18 protein-coding genes are annotated in these 18,766 nt (G+C 46.4%); 3 read left to right on the top strand and 15 right to left on the bottom strand.

Features of this window, described 5'->3' with window-relative positions:
• The first annotated feature begins 6 nt into the window (after window positions 1-6).
• Window positions 7-723, top strand: coding sequence for a hypothetical protein (locus BBI11_RS11105; protein WP_068463302.1), 717 nt, complete (start codon window positions 7-9; stop codon window positions 721-723).
• 90 nt (window positions 724-813) lie between these two features.
• Here BBI11_RS11105 and BBI11_RS11110 read toward each other — a convergent pair whose 3' ends face one another.
• From BBI11_RS11110 to BBI11_RS11150, 9 genes are all read right to left on the bottom strand, one after another.
• Window positions 814-1,548 (bottom strand): gamma-glutamyl-gamma-aminobutyrate hydrolase family protein, encoded by a 735-nt coding sequence (locus BBI11_RS11110; RefSeq protein ID WP_068463304.1) that lies wholly within the window; start codon window positions 1,546-1,548, stop codon window positions 814-816.
• Window positions 1,549-1,635: 87 nt separating this feature from the next.
• Window positions 1,636-1,947 carry an MGMT family protein gene (locus tag BBI11_RS11115; RefSeq protein ID WP_068463306.1) on the bottom strand — a complete coding sequence of 104 codons (312 nt, stop codon included), beginning with the start codon at window positions 1,945-1,947 and terminating at the stop codon, window positions 1,636-1,638.
• Window positions 1,948-1,953: 6 nt separating this feature from the next.
• Complete coding sequence (locus BBI11_RS11120; protein ID WP_068463309.1) at window positions 1,954-2,436, bottom strand: hypothetical protein; 483 nt, start codon at window positions 2,434-2,436, stop codon at window positions 1,954-1,956.
• A gap of 30 nt (window positions 2,437-2,466) precedes the next feature.
• Entirely contained in the window at window positions 2,467-3,450 is a 984-nt protein-coding gene (locus tag BBI11_RS11125) for a GNAT family N-acetyltransferase (RefSeq protein WP_068463311.1), read from the bottom strand.
• A gap of 26 nt (window positions 3,451-3,476) precedes the next feature.
• Complete coding sequence (locus tag BBI11_RS11130) at window positions 3,477-4,136, bottom strand: Wzz/FepE/Etk N-terminal domain-containing protein (protein ID WP_068463313.1); 660 nt, start codon at window positions 4,134-4,136, stop codon at window positions 3,477-3,479.
• A gap of 317 nt (window positions 4,137-4,453) precedes the next feature.
• Entirely contained in the window at window positions 4,454-4,753 is a 300-nt protein-coding gene (locus BBI11_RS11135) for a MarR family transcriptional regulator (RefSeq protein WP_068463315.1), read from the bottom strand.
• 191 nt (window positions 4,754-4,944) lie between these two features.
• Entirely contained in the window at window positions 4,945-6,240 is a 1,296-nt protein-coding gene (locus BBI11_RS11140) for a Zn-dependent hydrolase (RefSeq protein WP_068463317.1), read from the bottom strand.
• Window positions 6,241-6,251: 11 nt separating this feature from the next.
• Window positions 6,252-7,439 (bottom strand): amidohydrolase, encoded by a 1,188-nt coding sequence (locus tag BBI11_RS11145; RefSeq protein ID WP_068463319.1) that lies wholly within the window; start codon window positions 7,437-7,439, stop codon window positions 6,252-6,254.
• A 24-nt stretch (window positions 7,440-7,463) separates the two neighbouring features.
• Window positions 7,464-8,660: a hypothetical protein gene (locus BBI11_RS11150; protein WP_068463321.1), complete on the bottom strand. Its 1,197-nt coding sequence runs from the start codon at window positions 8,658-8,660 to the stop codon at window positions 7,464-7,466.
• A 339-nt stretch (window positions 8,661-8,999) separates the two neighbouring features.
• Between BBI11_RS11150 and BBI11_RS11155 the strand changes: the two genes are divergently transcribed.
• Window positions 9,000-10,424 carry an NAD-dependent succinate-semialdehyde dehydrogenase gene (locus BBI11_RS11155; RefSeq protein WP_068463323.1) on the top strand — a complete coding sequence of 475 codons (1,425 nt, stop codon included), beginning with the start codon at window positions 9,000-9,002 and terminating at the stop codon, window positions 10,422-10,424.
• A gap of 49 nt (window positions 10,425-10,473) precedes the next feature.
• Here the strand turns inward: BBI11_RS11155 and thrB are convergent, their stop codons facing one another.
• Genes thrB through BBI11_RS11170 form a run of 3 tightly spaced genes read right to left on the bottom strand, consistent with a single transcriptional unit; the run spans window position 10,474 to window position 13,732 of the window.
• A complete protein-coding gene (gene thrB, locus BBI11_RS11160; RefSeq protein ID WP_068463325.1) occupies window positions 10,474-11,379 on the bottom strand; it encodes a homoserine kinase in 906 nt (301 codons plus the stop codon).
• Window positions 11,376-12,437, bottom strand: coding sequence for a threonine synthase (gene thrC / locus BBI11_RS11165; protein WP_068463327.1), 1,062 nt, complete (start codon window positions 12,435-12,437; stop codon window positions 11,376-11,378). Before thrC ends, thrB begins: the two co-directional genes overlap by 4 nt.
• The gene (locus tag BBI11_RS11170; RefSeq protein ID WP_068463329.1) at window positions 12,434-13,732 is read right to left on the bottom strand and encodes a homoserine dehydrogenase; all 1,299 of its coding nucleotides are present in this window, start codon (window positions 13,730-13,732) and stop codon (window positions 12,434-12,436) included. Before BBI11_RS11170 ends, thrC begins: the two co-directional genes overlap by 4 nt.
• 129 nt (window positions 13,733-13,861) lie before the next feature.
• Here BBI11_RS11170 and BBI11_RS11175 point away from each other — a divergent pair, with 129 nt between their 5' ends.
• Entirely contained in the window at window positions 13,862-15,226 is a 1,365-nt protein-coding gene (locus BBI11_RS11175) for an aspartate kinase (RefSeq protein WP_068463332.1), read from the top strand.
• A 69-nt stretch (window positions 15,227-15,295) separates the two neighbouring features.
• On the opposite strand, the gene BBI11_RS11180 is transcribed toward BBI11_RS11175, so the two are convergent.
• From BBI11_RS11180 to BBI11_RS11190, 3 genes are all read right to left on the bottom strand, one after another.
• Entirely contained in the window at window positions 15,296-15,793 is a 498-nt protein-coding gene (locus BBI11_RS11180) for a cupin domain-containing protein (protein ID WP_156889061.1), read from the bottom strand.
• A 50-nt stretch (window positions 15,794-15,843) separates the two neighbouring features.
• On the bottom strand, window positions 15,844-17,463 hold the full coding sequence (locus BBI11_RS11185; protein ID WP_068463334.1) for a M20/M25/M40 family metallo-hydrolase: 1,620 nt from the start codon (window positions 17,461-17,463) through the stop codon (window positions 15,844-15,846).
• A gap of 138 nt (window positions 17,464-17,601) precedes the next feature.
• Window positions 17,602-18,765 carry an aminotransferase class I/II-fold pyridoxal phosphate-dependent enzyme gene (locus BBI11_RS11190; RefSeq protein ID WP_068463336.1) on the bottom strand — a complete coding sequence of 388 codons (1,164 nt, stop codon included), beginning with the start codon at window positions 18,763-18,765 and terminating at the stop codon, window positions 17,602-17,604.
• Window position 18,766 lies beyond the last annotated feature (1 nt).

Below are 18,766 nucleotides of genomic sequence, written 5' to 3' on the forward strand. Positions count from 1 at the left end.
AAAATAATGAAGAAAAGCATACTTTTGTTATTAGCATCCACTTTTGTAATAAGCACTTTGCCAGGTGTTACTTCACTAAACGATACAAATGATTTGGCTGTTAAATCTCGCATCCCTGAACCTTGGGCAGTCGAAGATCAACTTGCTGTCAAGTCCCGTATCCCTGAACCTTGGGCTGTTGAAGACCAACTTGCTGTTAAATCTCGTATCCCTGAACCTTGGGCTGTTGAAGATCAACTTGCTGTTAAATCTCGCATCCCTGAACCTTGGGCTGTTGAAGATCAACTTGCTGTTAAATCTCGCATCCCTGAACCTTGGGCTGTTGAAGACCAACTTGCTGTTAAATCTCGCATCCCTGAACCTTGGGCTGTTGAAGACCAACTTGCTGTTAAATCTCGTATCCCTGAACCTTGGGCTGTTGAAGATCAACTTGCTGTTAAATCTCGCATCCCTGAACCTTGGGCTGTTGAAGATCAACTTGCTGTTAAATCTCGCATCCCTGAACCTTGGGCTGTTGAAGACCAACTTGCTGTTAAATCTCGCATCCCTGAACCTTGGGCTGTTGAAGACCAACTTGCTGTTAAATCTCGCATCCCTGAACCTTGGGCTGTTGAAGACCAACTTGCTGTTAAATCTCGCATCCCTGAACCTTGGGCTGTTGAAGACCAACTTGCTGTTAAATCTCGTATCCCTGAACCTTGGTCAGTTAACGCGAAAGCATAATTTCGCAATCAGAATTAACCCGCCCTCCAAAATGGAGAGCGGGTTTTTTGTGATTTCATAAGAAACGACGGACATACTATTGCTGCCGTCTTATTGATTTTGCTTTTTGTCTATCAAACATTCATTAACGAAGTAGGAAAATATATTGCATGATGCTTCATCGCCTTGCAGTGCAAATTCTTCGGGATGCCATTGGATGCCCATCGCAAACTGATGGTTTGGGCTCTGCAATGCCTCCACTAGTCCATCTGCCGCACGGGCTGCCACTTCTAAGCCTTGTGCGACGTCTTTGACGCCTTGGTGATGGAAAGAATTTACATGAAACTCTTTTTCTTTCATGATTTTATAAAGCAGGCTATCCTCTTCCAGTTTTACAGAATGCGTACGGTGTGTCCGCATTGCCATTTGTTTGTGTTGGTAAAGAGTCCCTTCGTATTGCGCTTCCAAGTCTTGATAAACGGTGCCGCCAAAAGCCACATTGAACATCTGCATGCCTCGGCACATTCCCATAAATGGCTTATCCAACTTCAGAAAATTCAAGATCAGTTCTGCCTCATATTTATCACTGCCTGGATAAACTGCACCCAATCCAATATGGGGTTCTTCCCCATAAATATTCGGATTAATGTCTCCGCCACCTGTCACGATCAAACCATCCAAACGCTCGCACAAAAGCGGGATATCTTCTTCATCTACAATTGGCACTATCAACGGCAACCCGCCTGCACGTAAAATAGCATTAGCATAGACAGGATCTAAAGAATACATTTGATCTTCTTCTACACGGGCTGTAATGCCAATAACCGGTTTATTTTCTGTAGCCACTATAATTCCCCATTTCTGAAACAAGAAAATTTGTCATTGCAAGTTTATACCCTCTTTCAGGCTTGTTATAAACGTGCTATTTCTTCGTTACAAATCCGGAAAGTACTGATAGCGGCTGAGAGAAACAGTTCCGTCTTCCTCAAAGCAAATACCTTCTTCTTCGAGCAGCAACTTTTGAGTGTAATTTCCTTCCCCGTCTTTAATGACAATTTCACCCTTTGCGTTGACGATTCTATGCCAGGGAATGCTATATGTTCTACTCATGCTGTGAAGAATTCTTGCCACTTGGCGGGCAGCACGCGGGCTGCCAACTGACCGGGCAACTTGCCCATAGGACATTACTTTTCCTTCCGGTATCTGTTTCATCACTTCGATTGCTTTTTTCGTAAATGGCTGCATTCTCGATTAACTACCCCTTTTTGATGACTTGTTCGTTATCTCTTCAAGCAATTCTCCTTTTTCATAGCGCTGAATAAGTTCCTCGACAAATTCAAATAACGTCAAATTGGAGGCCTCCACTGCCAATCCATTGCTTTCCGTATGAACTTGGCGGTAATAGGCGGTCATTTTTTCTACCTGTTCTTTGAATCCACTCAAGTCAGCTTCTCCTGTATGCAGGAGTGTTTGTTGAAGACTCTCTTTCTTCTCTTCATTTACATAAAGAAAATGCATTTTGTCAAGTTCCTGTACTTTTTGATCAAATAGGCGCTGGTGATCATCGTATCTGTAAAAATGTCGCCAATACTCAAAGATAGTTTTTGCGACTCCAAGGCGCAGTGCCCCATTCACCGAATCCAAACCTTCTAGCACGCATAGTTCATACATAATTTTGCGCAACGACTTCTTATACTCCCGCTCTACTACACCTTTATATTGTGTGTATCTCATGTATTTTACCTCCTTTTTTCGTTGAACCATTTAGATATTGCGATAGCGACGAATTACATCTTCGTTGTCTAAAGAAATATGTTGATCGTATAGTTGCTGGTCATAGATGCATTTGCCGATAAAAAAAGTGGAAGCCGGAATATTGGCAATCGCCCGTTTCGCATCGCCTAAATCGCTGTCCAGACTCCCACCTAGATGAAATTCTTCGTAATAATTATCCACACCCCATTCAGCTACTTTCGCCAATAGTTCACGGTCTGTGTGGGATTTTTTAGCTTCTGGTAAATTGCCTTCCAAATGAAAATTAATGGTTTTTCCCATTGCCAGAACATAGCAAGAGGAAACCAGTTTTTCTTCTATATAGGCCCCAAACAAATGAAGATTCGGCCCAAGCGTGCTGACTAAGGCTTCAAAATAATCATTGGTAAAAAAATAATAGCTATCGGCTTCATCACGACTTCGGGCATTTGAATAGTAAAGAACCAGAAACTCGAACATATGGCGAACGGTTCCCAACTTGCGCATTTCAACTTCAGCAGAATCCTCCCCTTCTGCCTCTAGGTTATTTCGCCATTTTTTCAAATCAATCGAATAGGTTTCGTGTAAAGGCAATAATTGGAGATAATCCTTAAAAAACTCTGCATTTCCTCGTGAAGGATGAAACCGAATGAACTCAGCAATAATGGTTTCCTTTTTGCAAAAGCCAGCAAACGTTTCCCTAAATTTCGCTACTAGTGTTGCGCTATTAGATCGTATGTTCAATATAGGTCCGCCATAGCCAAAAGGTGTTGTAATATCAAAATAATGAGGAAGTTGATCATTTACTTTTCTTTTGATGAAGGGATAGGCCACTTCGCCTTCTGCACATTGAAAATAAAAGAGGTAAGCTTCTCCTGGGTCCAGTTTCAGGGCACTTAGAAAATACTGGGTCGTGTAATAAATATCTTGTATGTCCAAGGCATCAAGTATTTCCTGCCATTTGATATGCTCTTGTATGGAAACCAGCTTGTACATACTCTCACCTCAGTTTTAACTATCGTTTATTTAAAAACGGTTTGTAATTGCGCATCTTTCTTTCGACCTAAATGTGCATATTTTCTCGCAAATCCTACCAGCTCAAGTGCAAAACTAAGAAGAATACCACCAAGCATTCCCGCCACTGCTGCAAGCGATAGCAGGACGCTTAAACTGCTACTTTCTTCAAGCGCACCATTCGAGGTGCCCGCTTTTAAAACAATGCTCACATTGTCTACCTTCAACAGAGTTTTCACTTCTTCTTGCAGGCTATAGGCGAGGGCATTCGCTACCGCAGCAGCTTCGTTCTTACTTTCAGCAGTCACGACAATATTCAGAATCCGAGAATTGTCTGGCCGGTTGATCGCAATATGGTCATGGAGTTCAGCCATCGAATAGGAGTTGGAGGTGTTTTCCAACACTTGGGATAAGACAGCTGGGCTTTTTGCTAAAACTTGATACGCTTCTAATGTTTGATAATCGGCTAAGGCTAAAGCCTCTCCATGGATGGCATCGGATGAGGACGGTTCAACAAACACTTGGCTGGTCGCCGTAAATTCCGGTTCGTAAATAAACACTGATACTAACCAAACAGCGAACACTGTAGAGACCGTCGTACCAGCTACCAATCGGAAATTACGGCTAAGACATGTTAGAAGTCGACACCCAATTAATTGTTTCCCCATGATTCATCCCCCTCACCTATTTGATATCAAACTTACTATCTAAAAATTCAGAATATTATAGTACCTTTATATCACACTTCCTTAGTTCATTCTACACTTTTTAGCTAATTTTTATAAAATTAATTAATTTTAATAAGCAAATAGCCTTGTTACACATATTTATTTTAAAAACCGAACTTTTATATAGTTATATATATACATAAAACGAATAAATCTTAAAACGAGAAAATAGTCCGATATTATTAAACGAAGAAAAAGACTGGCGGAGTATCCGCCAGTCTTTGTTAACCCGATTCATCGGATCACTTATACGTTGATTATTCTTGCCACAATCCGATGATGCCGTTTCTTCTATAAATTATCTCCTCTTTTTCAAGCCTTTTCAGAACCTTAGTCAAGGTTTGGTGAGAGATATTCAAGTCGTAGGTGATTTCTTTAATAGTTTTGAAAAGCACACCTTCCGACGAAGCATTTCTAATGAAATATTCCATAAATCTTTCAGCGATTTCTGCTGTTCGAGCAGTTTCCGATGAAAAATAATGGCGGCATTCCTTCAGGATTTTCTCTTCTGAAAATGGGCGCACACTATTGGGAACGTTATTCTCAACTGCTTTCACGTTCATCACCTCCGTACCGAATTTGATATCAATTCTTACTTTCTATATACCCGTTTTACTGTTAAATATACACTCTATATCAAAATAACCCGATAATTCCATAATAAGGATCTCCAAAACCATATTTTTCTAATGCGTTAAGGCAAAATGAAAAACAGAGGGATTCACCCCTCTGTTTCGCGCTAAGCTACTTATGCTTTTGCCATTCTCGATTCAATAAAGCCTTTTAAAGCATGTACCCCGTGAACACAATCCGATAGCGACGACCACTCTTTCGGGTTGTGGCTAATGCCGTCTTTGCTGCGGACAAATAGCATGGCAACTGGCATATGGCGCCCAACGATCATAGCATCATGACCTGCCCCGCTCGGAATTCGTACAGGGTCAATTCCTTGCTTCATCAATAATTCTGCCAGTTCTTGCTGCAGTTCGTCTGCAATTGGAACAGGTAGAATACTAGTGTTTTGTTGCAGTGAAACCGTAACATGATGTGTTTCGGCTACTTCACTCGCTAAATTTCGAATGCGTTCTACAAGCAAATCCCGCGGTTCTTGATGGATGTCTCGCGCATCGACATGCAGGACGACTTGCTCCGGTATAACATTGATGCCATTCGGAGATACATCGAATTTGCCGACTGTTGCGACAGCCGTTTCACTAATGGCTCGCGGAAGCTCAGGCAAGCGGCTAACAAATTCACCCGCGGCCACTAAACTATCCGTTCTACCAAGCATGGGCGTGTTGCCTGCATGTCCCGCCTGTCCAGAAAATTTCACTTCCATCCAGGCAGGGCCGGCGATGCCACTAACGATTCCGACCGGCTGATCCTTTTGTTCCAATATTTTTCCTTGTTCGATGTGCACCTCTGCAAATAATTCCAGTTCTGATAAATCTCTGGTCGACTCGTGAAACGCCTCTAACGAACTGCCATAAGATTCAAGAACTTGCGCCAGGTCTTTGCCATCATAATCCCGCAACTGCTTCATTTCCATATCGGTTATATTTCCTGTCATCGCCCGGCTCCCCGTCAGCCCGCTATTGAATCTTGAACCTTCCTCATCGGAGAAAATCACTACTTCATATGGTTTTTTAGGAACAACTCCAAGTTCCTTCCACGCTTCTGCCACTTCGAGCGCAGACAAAACGCCAAGTGGGCCATCGAAATTTCCACCGTTCGGTACACTGTCGACATGCGATCCTGAAGCAATAGCAGGCCCCTCTGACTGTCCCGGCAAAGTGCCGAAGACATTGCCAGCACCGTCTTCCTTGACTGTAAGCCCCGCCTCCTCCATCCAGGATTTAACCAATTCTTTAGCTTGTTTTTCTTCACGGGATAAACCTGGGCGCTTTACTCCGCCTGGTTCTGTATAACCAATTTCCGATAACGCATGCAAACGTTTCGCTATCCGGTCTCCGCTGACCCCTGAATGGTCTAATTGTTTGTCGTACCCTCTGATCAAGTCTTCGTATAATGTGCTATTTCCCATAAGCCCCTCCATCAATTTGTTTGGTTTTTGTTCAAATAGCTATAAGCATATTGTGCATATAATTCTGCCCCGACCGATAATGCCTCTTCATCGATATTGAACCGTCCATGGTGATGTGCCCATTGTGTATCTTTTTCTGGATTTCCTGCTCCCACTAACGCGAAGCAACCTGGCGCTTCGTCCAAGAAGAACGAGAAATCTTCGCCGCCCATCGTCGGCTCTTCTCTGTATAAAACATCTTCCCCAAACGCTTCCGCTGCTACAGCTCGTGCCAAATGCGCACTTTCTTGTTCGTTGATAACGGCTTGTGTGCCGCGTATGTATTCTACTTTAAAAGTTCCACCGTATAACTCAGCTGTGTTTTTCGCATACACTTCGAGCTGCTTTTCGATGTGGCCGCGCACTTCCGGATCAAAACAGCGGACGGTTCCTTCGATCACTGCGTTTTCTGCAATGACGTTAAAACGGGTTCCGACTGTCATTTTGCCGACCGTGACGACGGCTGGCTGTTGTGGGTCAATGGTTCTCGAGACGATGGACTGGACGTTCATAACAAACGACGAAGCCATAATTGATGCATCTACACAGGCTTGCGGCATCGCACCATGTCCACCACGCCCAGTGAAGCGAATGTTAAAAATATCTGCTGAGGCAAAAGAGGGGCCAGGAATGCACGATACTTTGCCGGTTGGGCTCTGTGACCAAATATGCATGCCAAAGACATTATCTACACCTTCCATCGCCCCTTGCTTGACCATTTCACGTGCTCCAGTCGCCACTTCTTCTGCCGGCTGAAACAAGAACCTGACCGTCCCCGATAACTGCTCTTTAACTGCCACAAGTGCTTTGGCAGCAATCAGTAACATCGCTGTATGGGCATCATGCCCACATGCATGCATTTTTCCTTGTTCTTTCGAACGATAAGGCAAATCTCCATTTAGCTCTTCGACAGATAATGCGTCCATATCCGCCCTTAGCGCTACGGTCTTGCCTGGCTTGGCACCCGCCAATTCTCCGATGACGCCTGTAGGTTCGGTTTTACGGCATTCGATGCCTAGTTCAGACAAATAATTATAAACGTATTCGGTTGTCCGATATTCTTCCCAAGACAACTCCGGCTCGCTATGCAACTGTCTCCTGATGTCTACCAATTCTCCGCTGTGATTTGCGATTTCTTTTTTAAGTGCTTCAAGAATCATGGCAATACCCTCCTAAATGATAATTTACAGGAACCCGACGAAAATTCCTGCCAAGATGACTGATACGATCGTGACCGTGATGAATCCCGCGACCAGCATCGGCGGAAGCATACGGCTTGTTAGCATTTCACGTTCTTTTTCATCCTGCGTCAATGCGTTGATCACTTCCACTGTAATGATATAGTCTGCCGGGAAGCCGTACAGCGCCGTCAACGAACACGCGAACGCCATTTCTTTGCTGACTTTGAGAATCTTCCCGATGATGAATGAAAAGATATACATGCCGACTAGCCCGATGATGATGCAGCCGATCAATGGATACAGGATTTCCAGCATCATTTCAGGTGTCGCTGTTTTCAAACCATCGAATATGAATAGCAATAATGCCATGATTGCAAAACCGAAGCCATTCGCTTTTTGCAGTGGATGGCGTTCCAAAAAGCCAATGGAACGGGCCAATACGCCGAACAGCAAACACAGAACAAAAGGGCTGATCTCCACAACGGGAGCTAGCAATGTCGAAACGAGGTAGGCCGCATAACCGACGAGTGCCAGGCGGAAGAATTTGAAGAAATCGGTGTTGTATTTCTCTGGTAAAGCCGCAAAAAGTTTCGGTTTTTCATCCTGTTCTCTTTGTTCAACCGCTCCTTGCGTTAGAGGGGCATGATCCGGTAAATCGTTATTGCGGTATTGCTTCAGCAAATTGCGCCCTTCTCGTTTTAGCATGATAGACGTTAAAGGATAACCTGCGAATCCCTGAATAACGTAAATCACGATAGCAAATACAGCGAGCGTCGGAAGTCCAGCTGCTGATGCTCCTTCTGACATGATCAATGCTGATACCAAGCCTCCAACAAGCGGTGGAATGGCGACGATAACGGTCTGAAAATCAAATAATAATGTCCCAATCGCAAGCAAGAAGACGACGATGCCCAATATCCCTGACAAGGCGATTAAAATGGTGCGCCATTGTTGTTTCAATTCATTTAGCGACAATAAAGTCCCCATATTCGTGATCAATAAGTAAATCAGCAAAGTCGCCACGACTGGCGGAATGCCGCCGATGGTCACGATATCTTCCGGAAAGAATGTCCAATATCCAATCAGGAATAATACCCCGCTCACGAAAATGGATGGAATCCAAGCTTTCGTACGAATGGAGATGAGCTCTCCGATAAACAAGATGAAAGCCATAATGGCCAAAGCCAACATTTGGGGCATAGTATTCCTTCCTCTCTCAGCTTCAAAACATTATACAAAAACAAAGTTTTGGAAAAGCTTATTGGTTTTAAGCAATAGTAGCACAGAATTTCGAGTTCTGAAATACAATTTATAGACTATTTTGAAATAACTTAAAATTAAAATAAGAACGCATAAAATGTAAGCGCGACCAACGGCGATATATTGCGTATCCTCATAAATTCACAGTTTTGTAGCTTTTGCTATATTTATTTGGCAATTTTCCATTCATGGACATGCACCAGTGATATCGCCTGTAAGTTTAGACATTTTCCAGGTGAGGTATTGACTACAAGAAGCATAATTTGAGGAGGCGTTTTGATGAATGGCAAACATTATATAAATGGCGAATGGACAGATAAAGGAAACGATGTAATCGAAGTCATGAACCCGGCGACCGGTGAACAAGTGGGTAGCGTCCCCAATGGCGGTGAAGCGGAAGCGACTGAAGCCGTAGAAGCCGCGGCGGCCGCTTTCCCATCGTGGTCAAAGACTACTGCTTACGAACGGGCAGAAATATTGATGAGATGGCACGATCTCCTATTGGAACACAAAGAAGAAGTCGGGGAAATCCTCACCAAAGAAATGGGCAAACCGCTGAAAGAGGCAATCGGCGAAGTAGAATATTCCGCTTCTTTCATCTCCTGGTTTGCGGAAGAAAGCAAACGTGTATATGGCCGGACCATCCCTGCTAGTAAAGACGGCAAACGGATCCAAATCAATAAGCAGCCGGTTGGCGTAGTGACTTCCATCACGCCGTGGAATTTCCCTGCGGCCATGATGGCACGGAAAATGGCACCCGCACTTGCTGCTGGATGCACCTTCGTCTCAAAACCAGCGAAAATGACGCCACTTACAGCCGTTCGCATGTTCGAACTCGCAGAACAAGCCGGATTCCCTAAAGGCGTCATCAATTTGGTGACCGGCAGTGCCTCGCAAATTGGCAAAGTGTTCACCAGTCATCCATCAGTCCGCAAGCTAACCTTCACCGGTTCCACTGAAATCGGAAAAGAATTGATGAAGCAAGGGGCCGAAGTGATGTTGAACTTGTCCTTAGAGCTGGGTGGGCACGCGCCGATTATCGTCCTTGATGATGCGGACCTTGATAAAGCAGTCGAAGGTGTCATGGCTTCAAAATTCCGTAACGCTGGGCAGACTTGCGTGTGTGGCAACCGTATTTATGTACAAGAAGGAATAGTCGATGAGTTTTCTGAGAAACTCAAACAAGCAGCCAGCCAATTAAAAGTCGGAAATGGCTTGGATGATGGAGTGGACATTGGCCCGCTCGTCGATAAAGATGGCTATGAAAAAGTAGAGCGCCATGTAAAAGACGCTATCGATAAAGGCGCAAAAGTGCTAGTCGGCGGCGATGGCAAGACAGAAAATGACGCTTATTTCTATAACCCAACCGTCCTCATTAATGCCAAGGACGATATGTTGGTCATGAACGAAGAAACCTTTGGGCCAGTTGCGCCGATTATGAGCTTTAAAACCGATGAGGAAGCGGTACAGCTTGCGAACGACACACGCTTTGGACTTGCTTCCTACTTTTTCACTGAAAGCATGTCGCGCGGCACATTCATTGCAGAAAACCTGGAATATGGCATCGTCGGCTGGAATGACGGCCTCCCTTCCACTGCACAAGCCCCATTTGGCGGGATGAAAGAAAGCGGCGTTGGCAGAGAAGGCGGACAGGAAGGCTTGGATGCATTCCTCGAAACCAAATACATTTCCATCAAACTATAAGCATTGGAAAATCGAAAAAGCTCCGGATCAGCTGATCCGGAGCTTTTTGTTATGCAACTGTTTCACACGATTTGGTTCCTTCGCATGCCGTTTTCATCGCTATGCCTTCATAATGTGGAAATTGCTCGCCGAGTGCCTTTGCGATGTGCTGTTCATCGCCAGGGCGAACCGGAATGAAAAGAGATGGCCCCGCTCCGCTGATTGCATATCCATAAGCACCCAGCTTACGGCACGCTTCACCGATTTTGTCGAAATCTGGGAACCGATTTTGTCGGTAGGGCTGATGGAAAATATCTTTGCTCATGAGCTTGCCGGCTTTCTCCCAATCACCGCTCACCATTGCTGCAGAAAGTACATTGGCAGCAGCACTTCCCCTAACACTTTCAGCATACTGGAGTTGTTCAGGCAAGAGGTTCCTAGACTCTTCTGTCAAGAAAATCTCTTGTGGGATCAATAACACGACACCAATATCGACTTGTTCGACGTGTACGGTCTCGATCTGCTCTTCATCAAAATAGGAAATCGTTAAGCCCCCGAGCAGTGAAGCGGAAATATTATCCGGATGGCCTTCCATATCAGTTCCAATTTTCACTTTTTGCTGATCCGACATATTCAAATCAAGCAAGCGATTTGCCAATTCAATCCCTGCTGCGATAGCTGAAGCGCTGCTGCCAAGCCCACGCCCGAGCGGGATATCCGTCTCGATTTCCAGTTTAGCTGGCGGTAATTTTTTCCCGTAAGCAGCAGCCGTGCGTTCAGCTGCCTGCAGGATTAAATTCCCTTCAACACCGGACAGATGGGCGTATTCCGGTGTTTTATAATCGAGCTGCCACGAATCGGCAGGCGACACGTGAATATTCAAATGAAGGTCTAAGGCAAGCCCGATGGAATCGAATCCGGGGCCCAAGTTGGCAGTGGAGGCCGGCACCGCTATCGAGAATTCTTTTCCACTCATACTTTGACCTCCTTTTTTAACTCCTCCCAAAACTGTTCCATGTTGGCGGCTTCGAGCATGCCGTCTTGTTTGCTGACTTCGATGGCTGTCGCCGGATCTTTTAAGCCATTGCCTGTCAGTACACAAACAACGGTCGATCCTTTTTTGATTTGCCCATCTTCCACTTGTTTTTTCAGGCCAGCAATCGATGCGCACGATGCCGGTTCCGCAAAGACGCCTTCTGTTTTGGCAAGCAGCTGATAGGCTTCGAGGATTTTATCATCGCTTCTCGAGAGAATGGTGCCTTGCGATTCATCGAGTGCATTAAGAGCTAGTTGCCAGCTTGCCGGATTGCCGATACGAATGGCTGTCGCGATAGTTTCCGGTTGTTCCACCACTTTATTCTGGACGATCGGCGAGGCGCCTTCCGCTTGGACGCCGAGCAATTCAGGGCGTTTTTCGCCAGTGCGTTCCGCATATTCAGTAAAGCCTTTCCACGCAGCTGAAATATTACCGGCATTGCCGACAGGAAGCGCGAACAAATCCGGTACTTTCCCAAGCTGCTCGATCACTTCGAAAGCAATGGTTTTCTGTCCTTCGAGACGGTAAGGATTGACTGAATTGACGAGAGCGATGCCTGGTGATTTGCCGATTTCACGGACCATTTCCAGTGCTTCGTCAAAATTGCCTTTGATCTCCAAAATTTCTGCACCGTACATTTTTGCTTGTGCCAATTTACCAAGTGCGATGCGGCCTTCCGGAATGACGACAATTGTCCGCATGCCCGCTCGTGCGCCGTATGCAGCCGCCGAAGCCGACGTGTTTCCTGTAGATGCACAAACGAGGACGCTCTTGCCTTCTTCTTTCGCTTTCGCGACCGCCATGACCATGCCCCGGTCTTTAAAAGAACCGGTCGGATTGGCGCCTTCAATTTTGGCGTAGACTTCAATTCCCCAATCAGCGGACAGCTTTTCGAGATGAATCAGGGGGGTATTGCCTTCTTGCAATGTTAGTTGAGGCGTAGCTTCCGTCACCGGCAGCCATTCTTTGTATTGTTCGATCAGTCCAGGCCATCTCATGCTACATCCTCCCCTTCAATGCGGTAATGGCTGATCAGGCTAGCCATACCTTCCAATTCGTTTAAAACATCCAAATGCTGTTGGCGTGAAATTTCATGTGTTTTTAAAATAAGCTCTGCTTTTCCTGCGTTTTCATCTGTGCCCGGGTTCTGCACGATGGATTGAATACTCGCGCCGTGATGGCTGTAAATGGCGCTTACTTTGGACAAGACGCCGACTACATCGTTCACTAGCAAACGATGGAAGTATTTCGAACGGCTTTTCTCTGCTGGCTTAATCACGCGTTCGTGTTGCGCTGCGTGTTCGCGTTTTCCGTTCACACCGAGAAGCAAGTTTCTGCAGGCGGCAATAATATCAGAGACGACTGATGTCGCAGTCGGCAACGATCCGGCACCCGGGCCATAAAGCATCGTTTCGCCAACTGCATCCCCGTAAATATAAACGGCGTTGAATTCATTATTGACTGAAGCTAAAGGATGGCTATTTGCCAAGAAAATCGGTTCCACCGATACGTCGATGCCGTCTTCGTCTTTTGTCGATGAACCGACCATTTTCATCGTATAGCCCAAGTTTTCGCCCATCTCCACATCGCCGTCTTGGATTGTCTCCATGCCACGGATGTTGACATCATCGAGTTTGACTTCTGTCGAATAGGCAAGCGATGACAAGATGACCATCTTGCGCGCTGCGTCGAGGCCGCCCACATCGGCGGTCGGATCAGCTTCTGCAAAGCCCAGTTCAGTCGCTTCTGCAAGTGCATCTTCATAGCTTTTCTTTTCCTGCTTCATCTTTGTCAGGATAAAGTTCGTGGTTCCATTGACGATGCCCATCATGCTCGAGATGCGATCCGAAGCCAGCCCATCTTCAAGCGTACGGATAATCGGGATGCCACCGGCTACACTCGCTTCATAGAACAAATCGCATTTTTCCGCATCTGCCAGCTTCAACAACTCATGGCCATATTGTGCCATGACATCCTTATTGGCTGTCACGACTTGCTTGCCAGACTTCAATGCCTGTTCCATCGCCGTTCTTGCACCTTCAATGCCGCCCATTACTTCTACAATGATATCAAGGGAAGAATCATTCAAGATTTCTTCGATGTCCGTCGTGAAAACATTCGGATCGAGGTCCGACATCCGGTCTTTCCCGGCATCCCGCACCAACACTTTACGGATCGCGACTTGTGCACCCAGTTTATGCTGCAGATCTTCCTGGTGCTGCTGGATGATCTTCGCAACGCCGCTCCCTACTGTACCGAAACCTAATAATCCGATTGAAACTTCATTTTTCATTGACGATTCCTCCCATGGTGTGTACACTGTGAAAATACAGTTGTTTTTGTCATAGAGACATTATAGTATTATATCTTAGCGAAAACAACCCTTTTTACAGACTATTAAAAAAAGATGGGACTTGATAGGATGAAAGTATGCAAATTCGGTGGAACTTCAGTCGCTAGCGCACAGCAAATCAAAAAAGTCGCAAGCATCATCCAAGCAGACCCGGCACGCCGGATAGTGGTCGTCTCAGCTCCAGGCAAACGCCACAGCGGAGACGTAAAAGTGACCGACCTGCTCATCCGGCTTGCGTCCGCCGCATTATTAGGTGACGCCATTCAACAGCCCCTGCAGGCAGTCATCGACCGTTATACGGAAATCGCGGATGAACTCGGGCTCGACCGGGAGATTATCGACATCATCCGTGCCGACCTCACAGAGCGCCTGCGCGCAGACAGCGGCCAGCATGATTTGTATATCGATTCGATCAAAGCGGCAGGAGAAGACAATTCAGCGAAATTGATCGCTGCCTATTTCACTTCCATCGGAATGCAGGCGGAGTACGTCAATCCGCACACAGCTGGATTGTTCGTCAACAACCCGCCAGAACGCGCCCAAGCTTTGTCCGAATCTTACAGCCAGCTGGCGGCGTTAGCGGAAAAGCCATCGATTACGGTCTTCCCCGGATTCTTTGCTTACACGAAATCCGGAATGCTTCGCACATTCGACCGAGGCGGTTCCGACATCACAGGGTCCATCCTTGCAGCAGCCGTCAAGGCCGAGCTCTATGAGAATTTCACCGATGTCGATTGCGTCTTTGCCGCCAACCCCCAAGTTGTCGATAACCCCGTAGAAATCGAACAGATGACATACCGCGAAATGCGCGAGCTGTCCTATGCCGGTTTTGCCGTCCTTCACGACGAAGCCTTGATGCCTGCGTACCGGGCCTCCGTGCCTTTGTGCATCCGCAATACCAATAATCCTTCTGCACCAGGAACGATGATTGTAGCCGAGCGCGCCAGTTCACCACGCCCCGTCACTGGAATTTCTGCGGATAGCGGCTTTTCGACCTTATATGTCGGCAAATATTTAATGAACCGGGAAGTCGGATTCGGCCGCAAGCTTTTGCAAATCTTAGAAGAAGAAGAGATTTCCTATGAACACATCCCATCTGGAATCGATAACCTATCCGTCATCCTCAGAAGCCATCAACTTGATGATGCAAAAGAACAGCGCATCATCGAACGGGTGAAAAACGAACTCCAGGCGGACGATGTCCACATCCGCAACGATTTCTCCATGATCGTATTGGTGGGCGAAGGCATGCACAATAATAAAGGCTTGACCGCCCGTGCAGCTGCTGCGTTTGCACGTACCGATGTCAATATCGAAATGATTAACCAAGGTTCTTCTGAAGTCAGTTTGGTATTTGGCATCTTGAAAGAAGACGAGGGAAAAATCCTCAATGAATTGTACAAAGAATTTTTCGCTCCGGCGCTTGTCGGATAGTAAAATGCCCTAAACGAAAAAGACGAAGCACTAGGTGGATGCACCTTGCGCTTCGTCTTTTTTATCGACTTATATATTCCACGCTGAAAACAACGGCCCCGCGTCACCGTAAACCGGATCGGTCTTAGGAAGTGGCGTGTTGAGAATATCTTCTAGCACATAAGGGCGCTCGCCCAGTTCACCGGTCTTCAAGTTGTATTCCACACCGCCAGGATATGCCCCCACAATGAGGAAATCCTCACTAGCCGATAAGCGTTTATGGCCCGTACCGGCCGGAAAAACACAGACATCCCCCGCGGCCACTTCCACGTTCTGCCCACTTTCGCCGCCTAGCTGCAGACGCGCCGAACCGCTCATCACACCGAGCACTTCGTGTGTGTTGCTGTGGTAATGATGAAAATCGAACACGCCGCCTTGCCAGCTATTGCCCCAGCCATGCTTTTCGAAGACCTGTTGGATCCGTTCGAGATTGTCTTTGAAAGCGGCAGTGTAAAAGACAACCGGTAGCCTGGGGTTATTCGGGATGACGCCATTATCTTCAAAATGAAAAACCTGCACATTTTGCATCGAGATCAGCTCCTTTTGCCCTTCTTTACCCGGCAAGCTGCCGATTATGCTTACTTCTTCGACACTAATGGCGTAAACTGCGACAACAACAAATCTTCCAGCAAAACAGGCAATTCCTCAAATGCGCTCTTGCGGTTTAGTCGTTCCGTACGCTGGTGTGCATCACGCCCGAACGGCCCAACATTCAATACCGGTGCCTGGAGTTTGTTCATCGCTTCGAATGGCACACTATAGCTTCTGTTGTAAACTGGCGTGTTTTGTTCATACGTCTGCCAGCCTTCGTTTTGGTCCTGAAAATTAACATAGCTCAGATCGGAAATACCATTGAAATAATGTCCTTGTTTCACTTCAAGGTCAAATCGTTCAAGGGCTGTTTCCTGCACTTGCTGTATGCATTTCTTGACGAGTTCTGATTCGCTCGAATTGACCGGCGGGTAATAAGGCGGCGCAAACAATAAAATCACGGCAGGTGTCAGTTCGTGGCACTGGATTAATAATTGATCCGTAATGGCATGGGACTGTTCCCGCACATCGTGATCGACATCTTCTGTCACATTCGACATAATTTGCTCAACCGCTTTTTCTCCTAATTTTTCAAGCGCGTATTCTTTCAGCTCTTCGAAGCGGAAAACTTTCACTTCGTTGACCGGCTCAATTTCTTCACGCTTGCACATCTCGTTATAATCCCGACTCATCTTGTGAAGGGCTTGGCGCGCCGTTTCTTCAAACATTTGCATCGTTTCTTCTGCATTGCGTTCTAGCAGGAAGACATTATACATCGATACAGCACGATATGGTGTCTGGGCTGAATACTCCATCTTCACGTCACGCTGCAGCACCGTGACCGGCAACGGCGATGTTTCACCGTAAAGTGTTTCCCGGAATTTCGGATTCCAGCTCATTTCTTGAGTTAGATACGAAGCCATATAATTCGATGTCAAGCCGCTGAGTGGTTCGCCGACATGTGTTTCTTTGCCATAAAACAAAGCACTTGGCATGATTTTCCCGATACTCCCACTGTATACTTTAAAATCGCTTTCTTTCGGATCTTGAGCAAAGACCGGTTCTCCATTCAAGAACAACGAATAGTTCAAGCCATGTGTTTCAGCCATTTCCAAAAGGTAAGGGACTGCGTGGCGCATGCCATTGGAATTGACTTCTTCATCCGGCACCGTCAACAAGACAAGGTTGATTGGCCATTGTTCAACGGAAGCTTTCTCGATCAAAGACATATGCAAAGCGAGCCCGGCTTTCATGTCCATCGTTCCCCGACCGAACAAATAATTGCCGGATTCCAAATCAGCCAGTGCCTCCGCGCTGAGCATTTCCTTTCGGTCATGAAGCGCACGTGTCAATAAGCGTGGGCTTGAGGCAAGCGGCCGCAATACGCCGTAATCTTCTGTTGAAACGGTATCAAAATGACTGATCAAGACGACTGTATCCACCGCTTCTTCATGTTTATAAAGCGCCGTTAAGAACGTCCGGCCCCAGTTCACTTCACCCAAGGTCAATTGATCGGGATACTGCTTGAAATAATCGAGTTCCCCCATTAAGCCTTTTAACTTCACTGGAAATTCTGCTTCCCCTTGTGTTAAATAAATGCTTTCCCAACTGACTAATTCACATAATAGATCCTCTAGTTTCTCCGGTGTATCCCAAAAACGCTCCATGTATACCCACCCTTTCCTACTCCGCTTACATTAAACAGACATTTTTCTGCCTTTTCCAATAACTTACTTTTCCATATGTAAATGCACGAAACAGCCCGCAGCAGACATCCTGCACGGGCTGCTCAAATTGATGCTGCTTTACTTTTCATGAAGAGAGGACACAAATTTCTCCAGACGATCCATACCTTGTTCAAGGACCGGCATGCTGTAGGCATAGGAAATGCGCAAGAACCCTTCTCCGTATTCCGTGAAAGCAGAGCCAGGAACAGCCGCTACTCCGCCTTCTTTCAACAAACGGATGGCGAATTCGTAAGATGGCAGCCCGAATTTCTCAATCGAGGGGAAGATATAGAAAGCACCATTTGGCTTAATGACGTCTATACCCATTTCGATCAAGCGTCCGTAAACAAAATCACGTCGTTCGATATAGGCCTTGTTCATCTCTGCAGGTACGTGACGCTGATTTGTCAACGCTTCAATCGCAGCATATTGCGCTGGGGCTGAAGCACAGATGGCATTATATTGATGCACTTTCAGGACATGCTCCATCAACTTCGCTGGACCTAAAATATAGCCAATGCGCCACCCTGTCATCGAATGGGATTTCGACAAGCCGTGAATGAGCACCGTTTGATCACGCAGGCTATCGAAGCAGGCAAATGTGCAATGGGCGCCGCCGAATGTATTTTCGCTGTAGATCTCATCTGTCACGATGTACAATTCGTGGCGTTCAAAGACTTCCTTTAAAACGGACAATTCTTCCATCGTCATCGTAATGCCTGTCGGGTTCGACGGAAAATTCATCAATACCGCTTTGGTACGATCGTTGATCAAGCGTTCAAGCGCTTCAGGATCCGGCTTAAAATCACTTTCCGATGTATCCAAGTAGACGACTTTGCCGCCGCATAGTTCCACTAAAGGCGCATAGCCCGAGTAGGTCGGGGCCGGCAGGATGACTTCATCGCCTTCTTCAAGAATCGTACGGAACACCGAGTCCAAGCCCTCACTCGCGCCATTCGTCACAATGATCTCGTCTTCAGTCCGGTACGACAAGCCGTAGCTATCTTTGAAAAAAGATTGGATGGCCTGACGCAACTCCAAGACGCCGGCGTTATGCGTGTAATTGGTTTGGTTATTGCGGATGGCATCGATGCCCGCTTGCTTAACCGCCTCAGGAGTCGGGAAATCTGGCTGTCCGACCGTCAAGTTAACGGCATCCGGGTAATCTATCATTTGATTGGCGAATTGACGGATCCCCGAGAAGACAATCGATTCCGCCCGTTTATTAATTTTCATGCTCATA

The sequence above is a fragment of the Planococcus maritimus genome (genome assembly GCF_001687625.2).
In the GTDB taxonomy this organism is placed as follows: domain Bacteria; phylum Bacillota; class Bacilli; order Bacillales_A; family Planococcaceae; genus Planococcus; species Planococcus maritimus.

Excerpts from the sequence above, each read along its gene's own strand:
- BBI11_RS11170 (WP_068463329.1), bottom strand. The coding sequence starts at position 13,732 with ATGAAAAATGAAGTTTCAATCGGATTATTAGGTTTCGGTACAGTAGGG.
- BBI11_RS11145 (WP_068463319.1), bottom strand. The coding sequence starts at position 7,439 with ATGATTCTTGAAGCACTTAAAAAAGAAATCGCAAATCACAGCGGAGAA.
- BBI11_RS11120 (WP_068463309.1), bottom strand. The coding sequence starts at position 2,436 with ATGAGATACACACAATATAAAGGTGTAGTAGAGCGGGAGTATAAGAAG.
- thrB (WP_068463325.1), bottom strand. The coding sequence starts at position 11,379 with ATGAGTGGAAAAGAATTCTCGATAGCGGTGCCGGCCTCCACTGCCAAC.
- BBI11_RS11105 (WP_068463302.1), top strand. The coding sequence starts at position 7 with ATGAAGAAAAGCATACTTTTGTTATTAGCATCCACTTTTGTAATAAGC.
- BBI11_RS11185 (WP_068463334.1), bottom strand. The coding sequence starts at position 17,463 with ATGGAGCGTTTTTGGGATACACCGGAGAAACTAGAGGATCTATTATGT.
- BBI11_RS11115 (WP_068463306.1), bottom strand. The coding sequence starts at position 1,947 with ATGCAGCCATTTACGAAAAAAGCAATCGAAGTGATGAAACAGATACCG.
- BBI11_RS11175 (WP_068463332.1), top strand. The coding sequence starts at position 13,862 with ATGAAAGTATGCAAATTCGGTGGAACTTCAGTCGCTAGCGCACAGCAA.
- BBI11_RS11125 (WP_068463311.1), bottom strand. The coding sequence starts at position 3,450 with ATGTACAAGCTGGTTTCCATACAAGAGCATATCAAATGGCAGGAAATA.
- thrC (WP_068463327.1), bottom strand. The coding sequence starts at position 12,437 with ATGAGATGGCCTGGACTGATCGAACAATACAAAGAATGGCTGCCGGTG.
- BBI11_RS11150 (WP_068463321.1), bottom strand. The coding sequence starts at position 8,660 with ATGCCCCAAATGTTGGCTTTGGCCATTATGGCTTTCATCTTGTTTATC.
- BBI11_RS11130 (WP_068463313.1), bottom strand. The coding sequence starts at position 4,136 with ATGGGGAAACAATTAATTGGGTGTCGACTTCTAACATGTCTTAGCCGT.
- BBI11_RS11180 (WP_156889061.1), bottom strand. The coding sequence starts at position 15,793 with ATGCAAAATGTGCAGGTTTTTCATTTTGAAGATAATGGCGTCATCCCG.
- BBI11_RS11155 (WP_068463323.1), top strand. The coding sequence starts at position 9,000 with ATGAATGGCAAACATTATATAAATGGCGAATGGACAGATAAAGGAAAC.
- BBI11_RS11140 (WP_068463317.1), bottom strand. The coding sequence starts at position 6,240 with ATGGGAAATAGCACATTATACGAAGACTTGATCAGAGGGTACGACAAA.
- BBI11_RS11190 (WP_068463336.1), bottom strand. The coding sequence starts at position 18,765 with ATGAGCATGAAAATTAATAAACGGGCGGAATCGATTGTCTTCTCGGGG.